This is a genomic window from Aureitalea marina, from assembly GCF_002943755.1.
GTDB lineage: Bacteria > Bacteroidota > Bacteroidia > Flavobacteriales > Flavobacteriaceae > Aureitalea > Aureitalea marina.
The window spans coordinates 563,553-585,789 of sequence record NZ_MQUB01000001.1 but is presented as its reverse complement, the minus strand read 5'-3'; the positions used below and the strand labels follow the sequence as shown (position 1 = coordinate 585,789).

Genomic DNA, 22,237 nt, shown 5'->3' with positions numbered 1-22,237 from the left:
AGCTAATTCAAATTAATTGGTGCTGCCGGCTTGTTCCACAGTAAAACCAAAGGGGGCGGCAATTTGCTCAGAAACAGCATCCAGTGTGGCTGGTGTAACTGTCCAGAGTCCATTCTCTCCCTGAAGTAATTGTTCGATCATATCTTCGACCTCGGCGCGGTTAAAGAAAGACTGACCAGTAAGCGGATTCTGAGTGAATCTCAGGCTATAAATAAACCCTAAACCTTCTGAAAGATCGTGGAAGGCCGTTCCCAAATTGTCGTTTTCGATTGCATTCTTACCTTGTTGTAAGTAATACACTGTACGGATAGCAATGGCTTCCGAAACCAATTGACGAACGATATTGGCCTGCTCATCTCTGAGGGTATAATCCTTTGCAACGATTGCAGCACGGCCCAACTTGAGGGCGTCATAAATTGCCTGGCCAATTCCGTTGAAATCAGCATCACCGTCTACTCTTCCAATATATTTATTCAGAAAGCTATCGTCACTTCCCAGGGTTGCTAAAGGACTAGCTCCATTCTCGGAGGCTCCAAAAAGATAACCGTATGCCTCGTCCCATTTGTGCTCCATGGTGGTATACGATTTACCATCCGCAACGATTTCATTATCATTATTATCAATGTTGTCCGCCTCATCCAGTACAGCCGTCCCCAAGTAGTTGTTCAGCATCTGATCGGCCATCAATCCCCCGATCAGGGCCTTTCCGAATACCTGATTGAATTCGAATCCATCTCCGTTCACGTATCGAGTGCTCTCGCCATCGGCAATTTGACCAGCAACACCAGGTGCCGCCAATGTATCCTCGTTAGGGAAAACCTCATCGATCTGTCCACTGATCCAGCCTTCAAAATCGGCTTTGATCAAGGCGGATTCTGAAGCATTCGCGCTAAAATAGTCACGCGAGGCAGCTGTTTTACTCCTGATGCTTTTGTCGGAACTGTTAAGATCTGTATTATCGAAATCGGCATTTCCCTCTTCGTGAGCAAACATACTCATTAGACGTTCTTCTGTAGAATTGTCAAAATCAAGGAAGGCATCGATCAATTCTTCCCCCATCAGGATTCGGGTAGTTTGACCGCTGTATGATACCGTTGATTCTCCATCGCGGTCAAATGAATAGGTTGCCGGAGCTACTACGGCTGGCGGATCCGGTTCAATTATATTGTTGTCGTCATCGGAAGAACAAGACGCTAAAATGGTAGTAGCGATTAGGGCGAAAAGCAAGCTGTTGTTCATACTAATTTTATTTAGACTGATTTTAAATAGGCTGATAAATCAGTGGCAAAAATAAATACTGAGAATGAAGCTAGCAACTTTATTTAGATTAATTTTAAATAAAGTTAGGTCTAAACATATAACTGATTGTTTTTCTTCTATTTAGATGACACCTTTAACTCTTGTTGATAGGCCATCCGGGCCACAGTCGCCCATTGAAGAAGTAAATCCTTTTCGTCATCAGATAATTTACCGTGCACCCAAGTGTAGGAGTCAAGTGGCATATGACCACCCTTGACCTCTTCGATCAATTCCTCTAGTTTGTGGTCCTTCTTCTTCGCCGAATAGGACTCCCAGTTAGACACATTGAAATCTCCTTTGCCATGACGGACGTGGTCGTCTAACCAAAAGCTCACGGGTGCGATCTCCGCATACCACGGGTAATTCGTGTGATTGCTGTGACAGTCATAACAGTTCTCTTTTAATATTCCCCGAACAGCGTCACCTGGACGGGTTTCGGTCTCAAAGGCAGCGACCGCCTCGTAACCCGCAATGTTCTTTTCCGGACGAAAGAATTGAATAACGATCAGTGCAATAAGAGCCAGCCATAGAAAATAACGGATATACTTATTCATACTATCGGATTAGGTTGTTTGGGCGAAACCCAACAGAAATGTAAAACGAATTAACCAGCTTTCAAACCGGGGTAACCAGAATTAATAATACTTTGTGAAAATCTTGGTCGCCTCATTGTGTGCACTTTCAAAGGACATAGTGTTGATACCCGAGTCCACTTTTGCAGCTGTAAAAAAGCTCAAGAGTTTCTCCGTAGGCATATTCCCGGTCAGTTCATCCTTTGCCATAGGGCATCCACCGAAACCTTGGATCGCACCGTCAAAACGTCGGCAGCCCCCTTGTAGGCCGCATCAACCTTCTCGTGCCAGGTGGTTGGAGTGGTATGTAAATGAGCACCAAATTCGATGTCGGGATAAGCCGGGATCAGTCCACTGAACAAATAATCGATGACCTCCGGGGTCGAACTACCAATGGTATCACTGAGGGAAAGAATCCGAACGCCCATCTCGGAGAGCCGTTCTGCCCACTGCCCTACGATCTCCACACTCCATGGGTCACCGTAGGGGTTCCCAAAGCCCATGGATAAGTAAGTCACTACTTCCTTGTTACTGCCGTTAGCCAGCTCCAATATCTGCTTCAAAACCTCCACGGATTGATCGATGGTCTTGTGGGTGTTGCGCATCTGGAAATTCTCGGAGATACTAAAAGGATAACCTAAATACTGAATCTGCTCGTGTGGAACGGCATCCTGTGCCCCACGAACATTAGCCACAATCGCCAACAATTTGCTCTTGGTTTGAGACAGATCCAGACCAGCCAAAACCTGGGCTGTATCCTGCATTTGTGGAATAGCCTTGGGAGAGACAAAACTGCCAAAATCGATGGTGTCAAATCCACACCTCAGCAGCGATTGGATGTATTGGATCTTTTCCTGAGTAGGTATCCAGTCTTTGATCCCCTGCATGGCATCCCTTGGGCATTCGATCAATTTTACGGTAGGCATGGATCAAAGATAGCAATTCAGAAAACGAAGAAAATGCTGGTGTCGGCATAATATTTGTGTCTATGTGTAAGTATTCCACATCTGTGACGACTTTGTAAAAAAACTGACTATGAAAAGATCACTACTTCTATCACTTTTCGCTCTCACCGCATATCTATCGGATGCTCAGACAGCAGCCGAATACACCGTAACCTTTACCAGCAACTGGTCCCAGGCAGCTCACCCGCACAGCAGTGGTAATCTACCCGGTGGTGCTCATTGGTCCAGACTGGTTGGTGCGACCCATAATGATGGAGGCTTATTCCTTGAAATGGGCGGTCTGGCAACCCCAGGCATTGAGGATATTGCCGAATTGGGAAATAACACCTTATTCTTTGAAGAGGTTGACGATGCCATTCAAGCCGGATGGGCCGATAAAAGCATCAACGGACCAGACCTGGATACTAGTCTGGGGCAAATGCAGATCGATGACCTGGTGGTATCTTCTGACTTCCCATTATTGACCCTTGCATCCATGATCGCTCCTAGCCCGGATTGGATGATCGCAGTCAATGGCATATCCCTACTAGATGAGCAAGGAGATTGGGTCGATCAGATCGAGATCAATCTTTACGCCTATGATGCAGGTACGGACAGTGGCCCGGATTATACATCCCCAAATATGAATACGGATCCAGCAGAACCCATTAGTAGTCTGCAAGCGGTAGTTCCATTCTCCAACGAGAAGATCGGGACCTTGACGGTGTCTTTAAATACCATACTTGATTTGGACGACACTCAAACTAAAGCTGTACGACTATATCCCAATCCGGTAACCGATGTCCTTCGCATCAGTGGATCCAATATCCGTGAGGTTGAAATTTATAATGCACTTGGAAGTTTGATCAGGTCGGTCAGAGCCGACAATGCTGAGCAAGTCATTTCCATGGAAGACGACCCGGCAGGACTCTACCTGGTCAGGCTGACAACCAACGACAATCGCGTCAGTACGCACAAGATCATTAAGCAGTAAGTAAAGTCTTGTTGATCCTTTTGATCAGTCCGGGTCCCTCATAGACAAAACCGGTGTAGAGCTGAACAAGGCTAGCGCCTGCTTCTAGCTTGTCCAATGCATCTTGGGCGGTGTGAATCCCTCCTACTCCAATGATGGGAAAACTGCCTGAGCTGTTTTGATGCAGAAAACGGATCACTTCGGTAGAACGATTGGTCAATGGTTTTCCGCTGAGGCCACCGGCCTCCTTCTTATTCTCAGACTTCAGCCCTTCTCTAGAGATCGTGGTATTGGTAGCAATTACACCTGCAATTCCGGTTGTATTTACTATATCGATGATGTCCAGTAATTGCTCATCGGTAAGGTCTGGTGCTATCTTCAATAAGATTGGTTTTGGACTTTCTTTCGCGCTATTCTTTTGCTGCAAGGTCTGCAAAAGACGGGTCAAGGGTTCTTTATCTTGCAGTGCCCGCAGATTGGGAGTGTTGGGAGAGCTCACATTGACCACAAAATAGTCCACGTGTTCAAATAAGGCCTCAAAACAGATCTCATAATCCGAGGTCGCCTGCTCGTTGGGAGTTGTCTTATTCTTACCTATGTTTCCTCCTATCAGTACACCCTTGTTCTTTTTAAGCCGTTCTGCGGCGGCCTCTACCCCGGAATTATTAAAGCCCATACGGTTGATGATCCCCTGGTCTGGCTTCAATCGAAAAAGTCGCTTCTTCGGATTACCCGCTTGCGGTTTGGGGGTCAAGGTTCCGATCTCGATAAAACCGAAGCCCATATTGCCCAATTCATTGAAGAGGGTCGCATCCTTATCCATCCCGGCTGCCAAACCAACAGGATTGGGAAATCTTAGCCCGAAAACTTCCCGCTCTAGCCGCTTGTCATTGACCTGATAGAGTGATCTGAACAACCACCCAAGGCCCAAACGGTGCATCCAACGGATAGATGAGAAAGAAAAATAATGAACACGCTCAGGATCAAAGCGAAAGAGAATTGGACGGATAACGGATCGATACATGGCTGCAAAACTACAACACAGATAACTGAAGTCCTAGGACATAAATATATTCTCAGGGCATGTTAACTTTCGGAGTCCATCCATTGACGACTTCTTTCTACAGCTTTCTCCCAACCGGTCAACAACCCCTCTACTTCCGGTGCTTCCTTCTGGGGATCGAAGCGGGTATCCACCTCCCATTGCTGGCTTAGATGCCCTTTATCTTCCCAATAACCTGCGGCTAAACCAGCCAGAAAGGCCGCTCCCATGGCTGTGGTTTCTACTACCTTTGGTCGTACTACCGGAAACTGGCAGATATCTGCCTGGAATTGCATCAATAAATTGTTTGCCGAGGCTCCACCATCTACCCTAAACTCTACACCGGAGGTCTGCGCATCTCCTTCCATAGCCTGCACAATATCATACACCTGGAAGGCTATACCTTCCAATGTTGCCCGGGCAAAATGCCCCAGCGTAGATCCGCGAGTGATTCCAAAGACACTGCCCCTGGCGTATGGATCCCAATACGGTGCCGCCAAGCCCGTCAGGGCTGGTACAAAGTACATGCCTCCATTATCAGGAACAGACCGCGCCAAATCCTCGATCTGAGGTGAGTGATCGATCAGTTTGAGCCCATCCCTTACCCACTGTACGGCGGCCCCTGCTATAAAGACACTTCCTTCGAGAGCGTAATGGGTAACTCCTCCTATGGTCCAGGCTACGGTGGTTAATAATTTATTTTGTGACAAGACAGGCTCGGTTCCGGTATTCATGAGCATAAAACAACCTGTGCCGTAGGTATTTTTAAGCATTCCTTTCTCCCAGCACAGTTGACCAAACAAGGCAGCTTGCTGATCCCCAGCAATTCCTGCAATCGGGATGGCCTCTCCGAATAAATCAGCCAGGGTTTTTCCGTAAACTTCGCTGGATTCTCTTACTTCTGGCAGAATGGCTACGGGGATGTCAAACAGATCTAACAGCTCCTGGTCCCAATTCAGCTGGTGTATGTTGAATAGCATGGTCCTGCTGGCATTGGAGGTGTCGGTCACAAAGTTTGTTCCTCCAGTAAGGTTCCAGATCAGCCAGGTATCAACTGTTCCAAAACACAGTTCGCCAGCCTTAGCCCGATCTCTTAATCCAGGTTGCTGATCCAATATCCATTTCAGCTTAGTAGCAGAAAAATAAGCGTCCAGTATTAGGCCAGTTTTTTCCTGAATCATATCCGCATGACCTGCTTTTCTGAGTTCATTACAGTAACCGGCTGTCCTTCTGTCCTGCCAGACAATGGCATTGTATACCGGCTTACCGGTCTGCCGATCCCAGACCAAGGTAGTCTCCCGCTGGTTGGTAATACCAATAGCGGCTATCCTTTTTGAAGTCAGGTCCAACTGGGAAATAGACTGCTTCATGGTCTTCAACTGGGAATCCCAAATCGCAAGCGGATCGTGTTCCACCCAGCCTTCATGAGGAAAAAGTTGTTCAAAATCCTGTTGTGCCTGGGAAACAATATCTCCTTTACGATTAAAGATCAGGGTTCGGGAGGAGGTGGTTCCTTGGTCGATGGCCAATACTAGCTGTTCTTGCATATGTTAATGTTCTAATTGGTAGCCCTTGGCCAATTTAGTGAAATCCCTGAGCTGCTGCTCTACCCAATCCTGCTCTTTGTTCAACTGTTGCGCCATTATCTGGGAAACCAGAGGCGCCGCCTGAATGGCCGCTTCGGCATCCAAAAAAAGCAAACGAATCCTTCGGGCAAGGAAATCTTCGACCGTTCTTGCCATCTCACGATTGACGGCCCAAATAAGCTGGGCCTTGGTATAAGGATAATAGGGATGAAGGCGCTGCGCACTTTCTGGTTCCGCTTTCTCCATTTCCTGTATACTAAAGGCATCCTGACCATAGACCCTCAGTCTGGGATCTAATGGTAACTCCCGGCCATTTGGATTACCATGGATCCCAATTTGCCTTGAGTTGGAAGGCTCCCTCCTGAGGTCATGAATGTGGAGAGCTTTATCGATTAACTCCCTGCCCATGGAGCGATAAGTGGTCCACTTGCCCCCCAAAATGGTAATCAAACCGGATGGAGAAGTTAATATCTTATGGCCCCTGGAAATCTCTTTGGTATTCTCTTTATCCTTTTTGGGAGCAACCAATGGTCTTAATCCAGCAAATACGGACAATACATCAGACCGCTGCGGGGCTTTCTCCAGATATTGCCCTGCATTTTCCAATATAAAATCGATCTCTTCCTTCCTGGCCTCGGGCTCATAACTCGGTTTCTTGATCAAGGTATCTGTGGTCCCCAGTAAGGTTCGACCATGCCAAGGTATAGCAAAAAGCACCCGCCCGTCAGTCGTCTTAGGAATCATAAGGGCCTGATCAGCTCCAAGAAAAGAGGCATCTACTACTAGGTGAATCCCCTGACTGGGTACCACCCGGATCTCATTGGCCTTTCTGTCGTCCATTTTCAGAATCTTATTACTGAAAACTCCGGTTGCATTGATCACTACCCGAGATCTCACCTCGTGTTGCGCCCCAGATTCCATATCCTGGACCCGTACACCGCAGATCTTCCGGTCATCATCTTTAAGGAAATCGATGACTTTCATATAATTGATCACAGTACCACCGGCCTCAATGGCCGTCTGAGCAAGGTTCAATGCAAGACGGGCATCATCAAATTGTCCGTCCCTGTATAACACTCCCCCGTTCAGACCATCTTTGCGAATGTTCGGTAGCAATTTTGAAACCTGGCTTCTACCCATCAATCTGGATCGACCAAGGCTCCATCCAAGAGACAACCAATCGTATACTTTAAGTCCTATCCCATAGAACCATTTCTGTCGATGCGAGTAGGTTGGAATGACGAACTCTTGATTCTGAAAAAGATGACCGGCGTTTTGAGCCAATACACCTCTCTCTTTTAGCGCCTCTCGGACCAATCCGATGTCTCCTTGGGCCAAATATCGAACTCCACCATGGACCAACTTGGTACTACGACTCGATGTACCTTTGGCAAAATCAACTCCTTCAAACAAGACCGTTTTAAAACCCCGTGAGGCGGCATCTACGGCAGCACCCAATCCGCTGGCTCCTCCACCGATCACAATGAAGTCCCATTGATCGCAGTTCGATAACTGCAGAAGTTGTTCCTCCCTATTCATATTTCGTTTTCTTTCTTTTTTGTCAAAAATACAAATTATCGAAACTATATGTAAACGAATGTTCTTTAATTAATAGTTAACTTGCAGTCGCCTAAAAAACGACATATGGAGGGAGTCAACCAGCGACAAATGCAAATCCTTACCGAATTGAACGAATCCGGATTCGTCAAGGTGTTTCAGCTATGTGAGAAATTTGATGTTTCCTCGGTGACCATTCGCAAGGATCTGACATTCCTGGAAAAAAAGGGATTGCTATTCAGAACACATGGAGGAGCCAGTAAACAGTCTCTATATGCCTTTGAGCGAAATCTGCTCGAAAAGGAAAGCCTGCAGGTGGATCAGAAAAAAGAGATAGCCGAAGAAGCTTTGAAGTATGTCAGGAACAATGACAACATCATTATGGCCTCCGGTACCACCGTGCAATACCTTGCCCGGATGCTATCGGATTTTTCCAAATTGACCGTTTTGACCACTTCTCTGTATATATCCATCGAATTATGTAAACACCCCTTGCTTAACGTCATTCAGGTTGGGGGGTCAGTTCGAAAGAGTTCGAAATCTGTTGTGGGTCCAATTGCGGAGCAAATCCTGAGTGATTATTCCTGTAACACCTTGTTTCTGGGTGTGGATGGTATCGATGCAGAATATGGCCTCACTACCTCAAATTCCATGGAGGCCCACCTGAATAAAACCATGATCAACTGCTCCGAAAAAGTGGTTGTCCTGACAGATTCCTCCAAGATCGGGAAGCGCAGCTTTGGAAAGATCGCTGAGACTGAGCAGGTACATGTCCTGATAACGGATGCCGGTATCAAAAAGAAGCACCGACAAGCATTCGAGGACAAAGGAATTGAGGTTATCGTAGCCGGCTAAAACAACTCCTCTGGAGCAATAAGTTGGTTCAGGTTCTCCCGGTCTATCTCATCGAGTAAATGATATCCCAACTGAAATGAGGCATTCATCCAACCGAACCCTTCCTGGGTGATGTATTCGAACTCTGTCCCCACATTCCCATATTCTGCGAAGACCTTATGTGTAGCGGCTACAACGTCGTATTTCTCAGGTATGGTACCATTGTAATCGACTGCGTTCCGGGTGATCATGAATAACCAACGATAGATGATCTCCCTGGCCTCTTTCTTATATCCATAACGAAACAATCCCTGCCAAATCATCATTTGGTGGGGTGCCCAGCCATTGGGATAATCCCACTGTCTTTGGGGACGATCTGCGGATATATCTCCACGACTGCCAGCATCACAAGAGGCAACTCCACCCTTTTCCTTCAACTTCGGTAAGACCGACCTTATCAGTGCCTGAGCCTGCTCTTCGCCGGCCATGCCACACCATAAAGGGACCAAGGAGGTGGCCGAAACAAAAGGTACTTGTTTACCCTGATCCAAGTCGTAATCCAGGTACATACCCTCATCTTCATTCCAAAGGAATTGATCCACCAGCTCTTTTCGCTTAGCCGCCTTCTCTTCCCAATACGACGAGTTGTAATTCCGTCCATTACAGAGGAAAGATTCATCGAATACTTCTTTGATCAGCTCCGCAAAGTCCATTTCATACTTGTAAAGCATGGCATTGAGTTCCACCAGGACCAGATCGGCACATCGACCTTCAATGCGGTAGGAGGTATCGTGGCCAGATTCCCGGACGGTGCGATCGTGCACAAAATACCGGTCCAATTGAGGATTGACCAAAGCTCCTGATGAATAAGCCTGAATAAAGGTTTCCAGATTCATTCCAGCACCTTTTGCATATGGCCGTAACACGACATCATAATGACCTTCTTCCGCCTCAGGAGTAATTCCCAAACCCTCCGCCAGAAACCGATTCAAGCCAATATCCGTAAGCCGTTTACCCGGAATCATCCAAACCGTCTCGTACTCTTTAATTGCAGTGATAAGATGGTTTCTCAACCAGGATTTATCCTTGGTTTGCTCATACACCTCCTTGATCTGACTACTGTAAAATGGCGGTTGTGTCCTGGTCAGATAATACGAACGATTGGCATTCAATATCTTCCCGTAATGCTCTATTTGATATTGGAAATTATCGGCCATAGCACGCGTAAGGTCTACCCTTCCGTCCAAATTCAAGCCTATGGATTCGAAATAACTGTCCCAGCCGTACATCTCGTTGAAACGACCTCCGGGAACCACAAATGGAACACCGCTAATTTCCTCTTCACTTTCAACCAATGCCAAGCTAAGAATTCCAGGCTCCGAATTGATGGAGCGGACATATTCCGGGCTGATCTCCTGGGGTAGTTGAATAACATCGATCGGGAAGCGATCCGTCAGCCCCTTGTAATAGTTCAGGGCCTTTTCATCTTCAAAAGGCACATACACCCTTAAACGGTCCGAAACCAGCGAGTCATTCTTGGTGTCCAGGATCAAATTACCCAGCCCGCTTTCATCCATGGTCCTGGTCAATCCCGGCCAGTAGTAATCCCGTATCATCCTATTAATCCTGTCTGCAGGTGGTTCGTCGATCCTGTTCCAATCCAGATCCATTTCCACCTGTCCTCTATTGCGGGCAATTACCAATTCCTGTAATAGATTGGACAAGTGGTAAGTTCCTTCCAACGTTCGTTCATTCCCCGAAGTTGATCGGACCACAAACTTCCTAGGACCTTGGTCCTCTACGGTGATCTTTTTGTCCCCATCGGTATCTTCCTGTTGCAGTAATCTGGCCAGGGTATCTTCTATTTGAAGTCTCATGCCTCTTTGGAAATTAGACGTTTGATGATAAGTACGGAGATGATGAGCAAAACAATAGGGATGATCAGGAAATAAAATGCGTTCACCCCTCCGATGTGCTCAAACAGCGTACCTACTATCCTAGAGCCCAAAGTACCCCCAAGGGCAGAGGAAATAATGATCAAACCAGACATGGGAGAATGGAGGCTACGCGGCAAATGACTCAACACGGTAGAATTGAGCAGTGGATAGATGGGCGCTATAAAAAGTCCGATCAACGGAAGGACAAAGCCAAGAGTAGGCACGTCACTAAGCCGATCAATGACTACGGCGTCACTCTCGACATTCAGTTGAGGTAGTACGGCCAGTAGGATCCCAATTGCGATGAGCGAGCAACTGATAATGATCCGTTCCCAGGCGATCCGTTTGGAGGCCCAACCGGCGATAAATCGTCCAAGGGCCAGGGATATAGCCAAAATGGCTGCCATGTTTACGCTAAGGGTGCTGGAGAAGGAAAATATCTTCTGGTTAAAACGCGGTAACCAGGTCATGATCCCTTGTTCTACCATGACGAAGAAAAAGGCGGCAAACACAAAGACAACAACCAAAGGCATCACTAGTAGACCAATGGAGTTCTTAATGTCCTCCTTAACATTGTTACCCGAGGTCTCTACAGGGACATCCAATTTTGAAAACAATAAGAGTAAAAAAGAAATCCCGATCAGTGCGCAAAGCACGGGATAAACCCCCAGCCAGGAGTACGGATCAGTATCGCTGAAAAAAGCCGGGAAAATAAAATAGGCACTGGCAATTCCGACCATAAAAAAGCCCTCTATCGAACTCATCAAAGCCGAATGCTCCCTTGGAGTCTCCGTGATCACCCCAATGAGGGTATAGACCGATAACTTGATCAGGGCGAAACTCACTCCTATGGTCAGGAAAAGGATCTTGGCAGAACTGAAGGAGTTGCCAAAATACATGCCCAGGCAACCTAAAAAGACGATGATCAATGCAACCAGCATGGCCCGTTTATACCCAAATCGCGGCAGAAATGAAGCCACAAAAAAGGAAACTATGGCTATAGGCAGGTCCTTAAATGCCTCCAGTAGTGAGGCTTCGGTCTCACCTACATTGTATACCTCTATGGACTGGGCAATGACGATCCCCACACTGTTTAGCAGTATGGCAAACACAAAATAGTTGACAAAGATGGAGAGTTTAATACCGAAATTTTTCATACTATTCGGATTCTTCGATTGTGGAATTGGTTGAATTTGTTTTGATAAAAAGCGTAAAAACGGCCGCAATGACCAAAAAGACTCCGGTAAGACGTATCATGTTTACCGGATTACTCCCTAGTAGATCATATAAGAAGAACTGAGTGGTGAAGATCTGGATGATCATCGGAATTACGATGAACATATTGAAGATCCCCATATAGACCCCTGTTTTCGCTTTAGGGACAGAACTGGCCAACAGTTGATAGGGCATAGACATCATGGACGCCCAGGTTATACCGAGTCCGAAAGAGAACAAATACAATTGGGTCACCGCTATTGAACCATCGCCAAACGGATTAGGTATTTCGAATAAGATATTGGAATGACTTAGGATTGGAATACATAAGATAGCGATTCCGCCTATGGCCAAAGCGAGACTGTGCAATCCTTTGGCACCAAGTTTCCTGGCCAGTGGCACCAGCGCAAAAGCGATCAGGAAACAAATAATGTTATAGGTTCCGTTCACCTGACCGGTCAAAACCACTGCTTCTGCATATTCCGTTGATTGCAGGGTAGCCTCATCGTTAATGGCATCGGCGGCAATTCCGTATTGAGTAATACCCAAGGTGGAGGTGATGAACATCCAGTAGGCGAACATTCCAAACCAGCTAAAGAACTTTACGGGAATGAGTTGCTTCATGGTCAGTGGCATTTCCTTAAAGGCCTCGCTGATCTCGTGCCAAGTCCTACTCAACACATTGCCCTTGGACTTCTCTTCCTGCAACTTGGCCAATTCTTCTTCTGTGGGCGGATACTCTTTGGTGGTGAGAACCGAATAAAGGACAGTACTAATAGAGGCAAATGCACCGATTCCAAAGGCCCAATAGGTAAAGACCGGTATCCCATTATCCATCTTGTCTGTCAAGGCAAAAAGCCCTAAAGAGACAAGGATCGCAGGAGTAAAATTGGCCAAGGTGATCCCAAAACCTGTAAAGAAACTCTGCATGAGGAATCCCAAGGAAAGTTGCTTTTTATTGAGTTTATCGGAAATGAACGCCCGATATGGCTCCATGGCAATATTGTTACCCGCATCCAGTATCCAAAGCAGGGAAGCCGCCATCCAGAGGGAACTTGAATACGGCATAAGTAATAAAGCAAAGCTGGCCACCAAAGCACCAATCAGGAAAAAGGGTTTACGCCTACCCCATTTGGGAGACCAGGTTCCATCGGAGATCGCTCCGATGATGGGCTGAACGATAAGACCGGTAACAGGTCCGGCTAGCCAGAGTAAGGGTAGTTCACTTTCTTCGGCACCCAGATACTTATATATAGCACTCATATTGCTCTGTTGCAGTCCAAAACTGAATTGGATCCCAAAGAATCCAAAATTCATGTTCCAGATCTGCCAGAACGATAACTTAGGTTTTTTAAACATGATAGGTTGGTTATATACGCGAAAAGGCAGGAAGACGCCCGCCAGCTGATCAAGCTTCAATATAAGCCAATTTCAACAAAATAAGATAGGAGAGATACTACCCAATATAGGCGGAAGGCTTACTGCCGTGGAATGAGCACATCTGCTCGCCAATTCCGTTCGTCACCACCGAGATGAGGATCATTCCTGTAGATCTCTATAGGCAACTCCTGGATGGAGATATTGTTCAACTGCGCATAAGCGAGTAACTGATACCAGCTTATATCTGCGATACGGTAGTTACCGAAGAACGGGGCGTTCAAGGCCTCAAATTCAGGTATTTCTTTGAATCGGACCAAGGGGTTATCCGGCAAGTTATCTCGCTTGACGATGGGAAAATTGAAATCAAAAGTGATCCTATCCGTATTCCTGTCCCAAGAAGTTATCTGTAAAAAAGGATCGCCATCCAATTGGATATCATTTTCCTTGATATACCCCATGATATCTCCAATACTATAGATCATGTCCCGGGCCTTGGTACGCACACTGGATTGTACGGTAATATAGGCAGCGAACTTTTTTGGGATGATCGTATCGCCAATTGCACCAAGCCTGAATCCTTTGGCCTTGGCAACAAGGGTATTACCAACGTGCTTGGTGATCGCAAGTCCTTGATCCGGCAGATCGCTTTGTCCAAACAACACGCTTAACCGATGTGACAGATCATTGCCTGGACGATCAAAGCGAGCGTAAATTCGACATGTTGAATCGGTAAGCGATTCTATTTCCCAATTGATCCGAGTTTCTTGATCACCAACTTGAACTTTCTGAAGCATCCCAACATAGGGAACCTTAATGAGGGTGGTGACAGAATCGACATTATCGGGTAACACAGTAGTCCACTGCTGAAGGTGGTCATAGTAGACCCCACTTGGAAATCGAGACTTGTATTGAATACTGTACTGATAATCTCTGATCAGAAAATACCAGCTTCCCCAGCCAAGCAGGAGAACGACCAATAACCCAAGCAGTCGCTTCATGAATTAGTTCTTCATCTGTAGGTTGGTGTTCACCCACTGTCCCACGTCAATACCTTGCGTCAAACCATTATCTATGGCAGCCCGATAGTGAATACCACCGTACAATCTGCTAACAGCAGCTTCCTGTGCCGCCTGATTAAAGGAAGTAAAGCTCCGCACAGGTAATCCATATGGCAACTCTGTATCGTCCAGGAAAGAGAAATCATCGCCAAATATTTCTGTAAGAACCGTAGCAGCCGAACCAGAAACCACAGAATGGCCACTGACGTATTCAGGAAAGGGTGGTGTCTGCAAAATAGGCTTCCAGCTGTCATCAATGTGCTGATTGATCAAGGTTTCCGGTCTGATCAGATTGGAACGGTATTTCTCATCCCAACAGCTGATAAAGGCATCAAATATACCGATGGAACTCTTGGTATAGGCATAAACGGTCTTATCAAAATCTGCATCCGATTGTTTACAAGCAATTTTGGTGATGCCTATCCAATGAGCACCAGGAGTGATCTTTTTTGTAGCAAACATTAAATGTCCCCGGGTCACGGACACATAGGGATTACAATCCCAGAACTGGGCAATTTCGATCTCCTCAGACTCATCTCCTTTACTAGTGATATCGACCGAGACATCGTAAACCTCTTGTAATTCTTTATAAAAATCCGTCCCCTCTTCCAAGGAGAAAGCGGGAGGAGGAACTGGCTTAAATTGTTCCGGTGAGTCCAGTATCATAGGGCGAATGCGGTTCCAATGTGGTTCTATACCGTCCATATAGGATGGCGGTGTGGGTTGCCATCGATCCGGAGCGTCCGTGTCTACGGTAAATTTTGGCATGGTCCGGGTTTCTTTATAGAAATCCTGATCCATCCACTGTAAAATATGATCGACCACTTTTGCAGCATAGGCCTTGGAAGTTTCGAATTCCAGGGCATTTTGGTTCTGCCATACTGCGTACAGACTGTCCTGGTATGTATTCATCATCTCTTCGGAGAAGATCAATTTTTTACTCACATCCATATGAGCCATCAGTGCAGCTACACGAAAATTGACCCCGGTAGTATCTATTTTTGGCAGTGGATACAAGCCATTAACCTGCCCTGCCAACGACCGATATTCAGGATTTTGCTGACTAATGATCTCATAAGCAGCTACATTAGGATACACATAGACCCGACTGGCTACAGGAGGGGAAAAGATATCGTGTACCATGATCTGGGTGACCTTTTCAACCGACGCCTGGTAATCCGCAGCTTGTATGTCTATAGGTTCACTTTTGGAACAGGCCGCCAAAAGTAAGACAGCCAGTAGTGGGAAAATCAATCGCATCATTCAATCTCATTTAATTCGATATACCCGCGCTGGCCCATCGTAAATTAGGACTAGCAGGTATGACTCTTGGTTCAATTCTATTAATTCGAGGTCAGAGACCACTTGATTGGTTAGGTTCAATCCGAGGTCGGCCCCCAGATCGATTTGTTTGTCCGAATGGATCAAGGCGCCGCCAAATGAATCTAATCTCCCGTGAAAAGGAATCAGATCGACAAAATTACCGGCAAGCAGCAATTCGGGTGCCCCATCTTTATCAAAATCCGCCTTCAACCCTGACCGAACGGGTGCTATTTGCAGATTTTCATTAAACTTTTCAAAATTAAACTCCCCATCGTTATTACGCAAGAAACCGGAAGAAAGGATATTAACTTCCAACAGTGATGCTTTCTGGAGAAGGTCATCATCAAATACCTGGTCCAAAGGCAATCCCGCAAAATCGGCATAGCTGGTAAATTTTTTCCTGAGGAACACCATCTGACCAGCAAGCTCATCCAAGCCTAACAAGGGATAATAGTAGCCATCCACTTCTGTAGACACCACACTTTCCAAAGCACCGTTATCGTCAAAATCCGATACGTACATCCGCATGGGGTATTCATTTGAAGCCCTGAACTTGGAGTTCTCCCCCCAATTGCCCAGTACATAGTCAGTGTCACCATCAGCGTCTATATCAAAAGGGATGATCATTTGCCACAATCCCGATAATCGCTGTTGCAACAGTTCGACCTCTGCTAGCTGACCTTCAGTATTCTTAAAGAACCTTGGCTCCATCCATTCTCCAACTACGATCAAATCCTGATAACCATCCTGGTCAAAGTCGTCCCAAACGGCATCAGTAATCATGCCCAATTGAGCTAGTCCTGGTACTTCTACTTGCTGGAATTTCCCTTCCTGGTTGATCAGCAAACGGGAGTCTGTAGGTTTACCAAATTGATTAGTGACCACGTAATTTCCAATAAAGAGATCCAAATCTCCATCCCGGTCGTAATCAGCCGGCCGAATCAACTGGGTGTTTTCCTGAGGCAACTCCAGGCCCAATGGCACCAGCTGACCATCCTTATACGTATAGTATCGGTTCTCCAATTCGGTCAAACTTGAGGCCATGTCCCCACCCATGGTCGGTATGAGCAACTCCTGTCCGGTCTCACCGTCCAGATCGGCAATTATCCAGGAGCCATCGATGGAAGCCGGAAAATCATCAAACAATCCGGTCAGTTTAACCAGTGAATCCCCAGTCTGATCATATTGAACCGGGAGATTCTTTTTTGATCCACCGATAAAAAGAGAGGCACGTCCATCTCCATTGAGATCGGACCAAATGCCTTTTGGCCCCTATCCGAAACTCCATACGGAATGAGTTTCTGGCGAGTAAAATCAAAATAAGGCTGAGCGGTATGAACATAATCCACTCCCAAGTTACCATCGACCAATTGAAAAGCCGTTCCGCTTTTTTCAGCTCCAGACAAGCGTTTTCCGGCATCAGAAGTACGGACGATCAAGGTAGTATCAACCTGCTGATCGCGCCAGGTTTTAGACTGACCATTCGGAAATACAACAGTTAAGGAATCCAATCGTTCTTTCGTACCCAGTCCAAAATGGACAACAGCCTCAGAAGTGGCCTGGAATCCACGGTGGGGGTTGAGTTCTCGATAAAGAACCTCATTGTCCACAAAAGCTATTACCCGTGCGCCATATCCGAAGTGATTCCCATTTTCCAGTTGAAAACCGACCTTTAAGTAATGACCCGCATTGTGCTGATTCTCGATCAGACTGGTTTCTTCGTTCAAATTATTGATCACCAGATCCAGGTCGCCATCCCCATCCAGGTCAGCCAAGGCGGTAGCACCAGAAACTCCTTTTTTATTCGTGGTCCATACAGAGGAAACATCATCAAATCCAAGACCTTTACGGCCCCGGTAGATATAATTGGACACCATTCCTGCCGGCATCAGGTCCAGTGCCTGCTGATCCACTAATCGGGAACTATTTACTTGTTCCTGTATCTGCTCATTGGAAAGAAACCGAATAAAATCAAGGTCATTAGGGCGTCGGGGAATACCATTAGAGATAAAAAGATCTTGCCATCCATCCTGGTCCAGGTCTGCAAACAAGGCACTCCAACTCCAATCCGTGGCTGCTACCCCGGCTTGCAAGGCTACCTCGGCATAACTGGAGTCCGGCTGCTGCAGAAAAAGCATGTTCCGGGAAAATTGATAATTGTACCCGTATTGCTGGGTTCGTAGAAGTAGGGTTTGAAAGGCGTCATCGCCCTCAGAAGCCTTCACCACAGGCTCTTGTGGAGGTAGCATATCCAGGGAGATCAGATCAGGCCGGCCGTCGTTATTGATATCTGCAACATCGTTGCCCATGGAAAATCGGCTGCTGTGTCCAAAATGATCCTTCAATGCCTCTTTAAAGGTTCCATCTCCATTGTTCAGGTAATAATAGTCGTCTTCGTGAAAATCATTACCGATATAGAGATCTGGAAATCCATCCTGATTAAAATCCGAAACAGCCACTCCCAGTCCATAGCCATTGGGACCTCCATAGATACCGGCTTCCTCACTGACATCTGTAAATCGGTCTCCGTCGTTCCGCATCAGGCGATCTCCTGTTTTAGGATCTCGCTTTGTACGGATCTGTGAACGTCCAAATGATTCCTGGGTGTGAACGGCGTGATTCAGAAAATAAAGATCCAGGTCACCATCCAGGTCGTAATCCAGGGAGGCTACCATGGTTCCATAAACCTGGAGATCCAGACCATAATCGGCTGAGCGTTCACTGAAAGTCAGGTCTCCATTGTTTATGAATAGCTCGTGATGACCGGTAAAATCATTAATTCCTACTACGGCAGATACCAGAATATCCAACCAGCCATCGTTGTTGATGTCGGCAACGGTTACACCGGTGTTCCAACTGCTGTTTCCGGCCACACCAGCTTGCTGGGTAACATCCTCAAAACGAAGGTCGCCCTGATTGTGGAATAGTTTATTGGATCCCTGATTGGCGCTTAGATATATATCAGGCAAGCCATCTTTATCAAAATCTCCAACACCTACTCCACCTCCATTATAGAAGTACAGGTAGTCCAGGATATTGAGAGAATCAGATTCCTGAAGTTGGTTGGTAAAATCGATACCTGTCCTGGAGGAAGGCAGGTTCACCATAGGATATTCTTGTTCTTGCTCCTTACAGGACAGCAAGCAGCAACAAAAAAGAAGCAGAAATAGGTACTTATTCATTCAAAGCGAAGACTTTCGGCCTTTCGTCATTAATGGCTACCAAGAGGAAGGTCTTTCCTGTGTTATCTGAAAATGGTTCGATATGCTTGATCTCATTGCGTACATAGAATCCGCTTTCGGTATAATTCTGCCAGTCGAAGTTAAGTGAACCATCGTTCAGCAAAACACTGCCATAGTTGGAATCCAAGCGGGAATACTGAGGTTTAAACTCGTAGTTATTACCACCCATGACGATATCTAGATGCCCGTCATTGTTCACATCAGTGCAACTGATTCCGCAAACACAACTCAGCTGCGCCATGGTAGGTAGCTCTCGCACATCGAAATTTCCGTTTCCATCGTTCACCGCTAGCATACTGGCAGATGTATTGACAGATCTCACCCTAGCTCTATTCAAGACCTCCGGTGGAAATAGTTCTTGTATTGAACGTCTGGCGTATTCCGAAGCCTTTAGATTTTGTTTTTTCAAAGAGACCAATTGTGCAACGATCTCTTTCTTCTGATGTAGGGGCATATCCCGTCCATCAATAGTCTGAGTCATGATCTGTTCGATGGTTCCATTGTTGTCGAAATCGCTCACCCATATCTTGATGATGTTCTCTTCCGATGGCTGGTAATGGATATTCTTTCCTTCGTTCCCTAACAACAGATCTTGGTCGCCATCTTGGTCAATGTCGACTGCTTTCACAACACCCCACCATCCTTCATAGGAATCCAATCCGCTAGTCATTTTCTCCAACTTTCCATTCTGTACCTTGTAAACCCGCGGGCTTCCCCAATCGGTTACCGTAATCAATTCGGACTGACCATCTCCATCGAGATCGGACCAGGTGGCGTCGGTTAGCATCCCGCTGTCGCGGGTTGCCTGGATGACCTCACTGCTTTTATTGATAAATTGGCCATCCCCAAGATTTTCCAGGTATAGATGTTCCGGATCCACGCCATAGATCCCGATAATGCTTCTGGCCGCAACGAAAATATCCTGATCTCCATCTCCGTCCAAATCATGGACAGCTATGGCACTGACATTTCGAATATTAGGAGGTAGTACCAAAGGTGCCTTGGTCAGATTTCCCTGTCCGTCGTTCAGGTACAATCTGAGTGTCTCTCCACTGTCCTGGTCTACTTGGTTACCACCAGAGCCTACAACCAGGTCCATATCTCCGTCCTTATCGGCATCAAATATTGCGGCAGCAGTGTCTTCAAATTGTTTGTCATCTTCCAAGGTCTGACTGGAAACAGGTCTTAGACTTCCGTTTCCGCTATGGAAATTCAAACTCCCGGCTTGACCGTTGGCACCACCGATGAATACATCCTCATTTCCGTCTCCGTTCAGATCTCCAACAGCCATACACGGTCCCTCTTGGGAAAGCATTTTGGCAATAAGTCCTTCAAAGTCGAAATCACTGTAGTTATTCTCTTCATGCTTGACCAGTAAATCATTGGGCATCTCCCTCATAAGGGGCTTAGCCTTATTCTCTGCAGGACTGTATGCTTCATTGGCGTCAGCCCAATTTAGATTCACTGTCTGATCTACGGGAATAGCTCCAAGTACAGTGGTTTTGTCGTCAGGCCAGATCACTCTTAGGGAATCTACTTGTGTAGCCTGGCCCAGCCCCAAGCTGACAGTATAATCCATGGACGACTGAAACCCTCTGGATGGTATCAATTCCTGCATGTAGACCTGCCCATTGGCATATGCCTTAATTGTAGAGCCAATAGCAAAGGTATTGGCCTCCTTTCCCTTTAGTTGGATTCTTAGGTAGTGATTATCCAGGTTCTCCAGGCTATTGTTTCTGTAGAGTGAGGCCTGCATGTTTACATTATTGACTACCAGATCGAGATCTCCATCATTGTCCAGATCCCCGTAGGCCGCACCATTGGATAAGCCAGGCTCTCCCAGCCCCCATTCCACAGCTCGGTTGGTGAAGGTCAGGTCTTTATTGTTGTGGTAGGCATAATTGGGTACCGGCACAATGGGCATTTTGGCTATAATGGAGTCAATGGCTTCTTTCTTACCGGTCAAGGCCATTTCCTGAATGATCTCGTTGGCAAAGAAATCCACGAAGTCAAGATCCGTCAGATCATGATTGACACCGTTGGTCACAAAGATGTCCCTGTAGCCGTCATTGTCCATGTCGAACATCAATCCGGACCAACTCCAATCTGTGGCTGATACACCAGAGAAGTATGCGATCTCAGAATAACTGCCATTCCCATTGTTCAGTTGAAGGGTATTCTGTATGTATTGCTGATAGAAGTCTTTACTCTGCTTCAACTTAAAAACATTGTATCCCTCAAATTCCATCACGGATTTTACTCGCTGGTCTCCATCAGGCAACATATCGGTGATGAAGATGTCCGCATTCCCATCATTGTTGATGTCCGCCATATCGATCCCCATTGCCGAGAGGCAAAGCCGAGAGGTCCAATTCTTGATATCCTCGGTAAAGGTCCCATCCTGGTTGTTGATGTATAGATAATCCCTTTCGTAGAAGTCGTTGGATACATAGATGTCCGGATACAGGTCATTATTCACATCACTGATCATAACACCAAGACCAAAACCGATCAAACTTCCATAGATACCTGCTTCCTCACTAACCTCGGTAAACACTCCTCCATCGTTACGCAACAACATATCTCCAACACCGCGGAACATCTTGGGAACATTCCAATCCTGGGCCCGAACATTCCGCTGTTCTGCATAACCCAGGCTACTCACCGGGATATTGCTATTGTTCAGGATATAAGCGTCTAGATCTCCGTCTTTATCGTAATCGAAGAAAGTCGCATGCGTGGTAAATCCAGTCTCGGCCAGGTTGTAGGCTTCTGCCTGTTCCGTAAAGGTGAGATCACCATTGTTGATGTAGAGGTCATTGTTGTGATTATCGCCCTCCATGTTCCCGGCATTGCTGACGTATATGTCCAATAGGCCATCTGCGTTGATATCGACCATGGCGACCCCGGTAGACCAAGGTTTGTTTCCTTCTATACCAGCTGATGCGGATATATCTTCGAATTTGAAATCCCCTTTGTTCAGAAACAGTTTATTCTTCCCCATGTTGGCAGTCATGTAGATATCGGGAAGACCGTCATTGTTAATATCTCCTATAGCTACTCCTCCGCCATTATAGAAGTTTCGATACTTGAAAATGTTGAAATCCTTTTGGTTCTCGACGGTATTGATAAACGCCATGCCAGAATCTGCCGGATCGAGTTCTGTAAAGAGTGGATCAACTGCCTGTTCTTCTTGCTTAGCTTCCTCTTGCTGGCATGCAGTTAGAACGAAGAAGGTAATCAGTAGCAGGCTAATTCGAAATGAATTCATTTGT

At 46.4% G+C, this 22,237-nt stretch carries 15 protein-coding genes and 1 pseudogene; 2 read left to right on the top strand and 14 right to left on the bottom strand.

From position 1 onward, the window contains the following. Window positions 1-12: 12 nt before the first annotated feature. The 3 genes and pseudogenes from BST85_RS02735 to BST85_RS02725 form a co-directional block, all read right to left on the bottom strand. Window positions 13-1,239, bottom strand: coding sequence for a DUF4856 domain-containing protein (locus BST85_RS02735; RefSeq protein ID WP_104811860.1), 1,227 nt, complete (start codon window positions 1,237-1,239; stop codon window positions 13-15). Between the two features lie 137 nt (window positions 1,240-1,376). Then, window positions 1,377-1,853, bottom strand: coding sequence for a heme-binding domain-containing protein (locus BST85_RS02730; protein ID WP_104811859.1), 477 nt, complete (start codon window positions 1,851-1,853; stop codon window positions 1,377-1,379). 81 nt (window positions 1,854-1,934) lie between these two features. Beyond that, a pseudogene (locus BST85_RS02725) lies at window positions 1,935-2,797 on the bottom strand (hydroxymethylglutaryl-CoA lyase). A 109-nt stretch (window positions 2,798-2,906) separates the two neighbouring features. On the opposite strand from BST85_RS02725, the gene BST85_RS02720 reads away from it, so the two are divergent. Beyond that, window positions 2,907-3,809 carry a spondin domain-containing protein gene (locus BST85_RS02720; protein WP_104811858.1) on the top strand — a complete coding sequence of 301 codons (903 nt, stop codon included), beginning with the start codon at window positions 2,907-2,909 and terminating at the stop codon, window positions 3,807-3,809. Here the strand turns inward: BST85_RS02720 and BST85_RS02715 are convergent. From BST85_RS02715 to BST85_RS02705, 3 genes are all read right to left on the bottom strand, one after another. Beyond that, window positions 3,799-4,812 carry a quinone-dependent dihydroorotate dehydrogenase gene (locus BST85_RS02715; RefSeq protein ID WP_104811857.1) on the bottom strand — a complete coding sequence of 338 codons (1,014 nt, stop codon included), beginning with the start codon at window positions 4,810-4,812 and terminating at the stop codon, window positions 3,799-3,801. The genes BST85_RS02720 and BST85_RS02715 overlap by 11 nt on opposite strands. Window positions 4,813-4,874: 62 nt before the next feature. Continuing rightward, window positions 4,875-6,377: a glycerol kinase GlpK gene (gene glpK, locus BST85_RS02710; protein WP_104811856.1), complete on the bottom strand. Its 1,503-nt coding sequence runs from the start codon at window positions 6,375-6,377 to the stop codon at window positions 4,875-4,877. Window positions 6,378-6,380: 3 nt separating this feature from the next. Continuing rightward, complete coding sequence (locus tag BST85_RS02705) at window positions 6,381-7,955, bottom strand: glycerol-3-phosphate dehydrogenase/oxidase (RefSeq protein ID WP_104811855.1); 1,575 nt, start codon at window positions 7,953-7,955, stop codon at window positions 6,381-6,383. Window positions 7,956-8,084: 129 nt separating this feature from the next. Between BST85_RS02705 and BST85_RS02700 the strand changes: the two genes are divergently transcribed. Beyond that, window positions 8,085-8,828: a DeoR/GlpR family DNA-binding transcription regulator gene (locus tag BST85_RS02700; RefSeq protein WP_245917620.1), complete on the top strand. Its 744-nt coding sequence runs from the start codon at window positions 8,085-8,087 to the stop codon at window positions 8,826-8,828. On the opposite strand, the gene BST85_RS02695 is transcribed toward BST85_RS02700, so the two are convergent. The 8 genes from BST85_RS02695 to BST85_RS02665 form a co-directional block, all read right to left on the bottom strand. After that, window positions 8,825-10,684 (bottom strand): trehalase family glycosidase, encoded by a 1,860-nt coding sequence (locus BST85_RS02695; RefSeq protein ID WP_104811853.1) that lies wholly within the window; start codon window positions 10,682-10,684, stop codon window positions 8,825-8,827. The genes BST85_RS02700 and BST85_RS02695 overlap by 4 nt on opposite strands. Next, entirely contained in the window at window positions 10,681-11,901 is a 1,221-nt protein-coding gene (locus BST85_RS02690; protein WP_104811852.1) for an MFS transporter, read from the bottom strand. The genes BST85_RS02695 and BST85_RS02690 overlap by 4 nt, the downstream gene beginning before the upstream one ends. A gap of 1 nt (window position 11,902) precedes the next feature. Continuing rightward, window positions 11,903-13,318 carry an MFS transporter gene (locus BST85_RS02685; protein ID WP_104813876.1) on the bottom strand — a complete coding sequence of 472 codons (1,416 nt, stop codon included), beginning with the start codon at window positions 13,316-13,318 and terminating at the stop codon, window positions 11,903-11,905. A gap of 119 nt (window positions 13,319-13,437) precedes the next feature. Then, window positions 13,438-14,337, bottom strand: coding sequence for a GyrI-like domain-containing protein (locus BST85_RS02680; RefSeq protein WP_104811851.1), 900 nt, complete (start codon window positions 14,335-14,337; stop codon window positions 13,438-13,440). Window positions 14,338-14,340: 3 nt separating this feature from the next. Then, window positions 14,341-15,660: a vanadium-dependent haloperoxidase gene (locus BST85_RS02675; RefSeq protein ID WP_104811850.1), complete on the bottom strand. Its 1,320-nt coding sequence runs from the start codon at window positions 15,658-15,660 to the stop codon at window positions 14,341-14,343. A 6-nt stretch (window positions 15,661-15,666) separates the two neighbouring features. Beyond that, window positions 15,667-16,866: an FG-GAP repeat domain-containing protein gene (locus BST85_RS14650; RefSeq protein WP_342750380.1), complete on the bottom strand. Its 1,200-nt coding sequence runs from the start codon at window positions 16,864-16,866 to the stop codon at window positions 15,667-15,669. 5 nt (window positions 16,867-16,871) lie between these two features. Further along, the gene (locus tag BST85_RS14645) at window positions 16,872-18,902 is read right to left on the bottom strand and encodes a CRTAC1 family protein (RefSeq protein ID WP_342750378.1); all 2,031 of its coding nucleotides are present in this window, start codon (window positions 18,900-18,902) and stop codon (window positions 16,872-16,874) included. Further along, window positions 18,895-22,233 (bottom strand): VCBS repeat-containing protein, encoded by a 3,339-nt coding sequence (locus BST85_RS02665; RefSeq protein ID WP_104811849.1) that lies wholly within the window; start codon window positions 22,231-22,233, stop codon window positions 18,895-18,897. The genes BST85_RS14645 and BST85_RS02665 overlap by 8 nt, the downstream gene beginning before the upstream one ends. Window positions 22,234-22,237 lie beyond the last annotated feature (4 nt).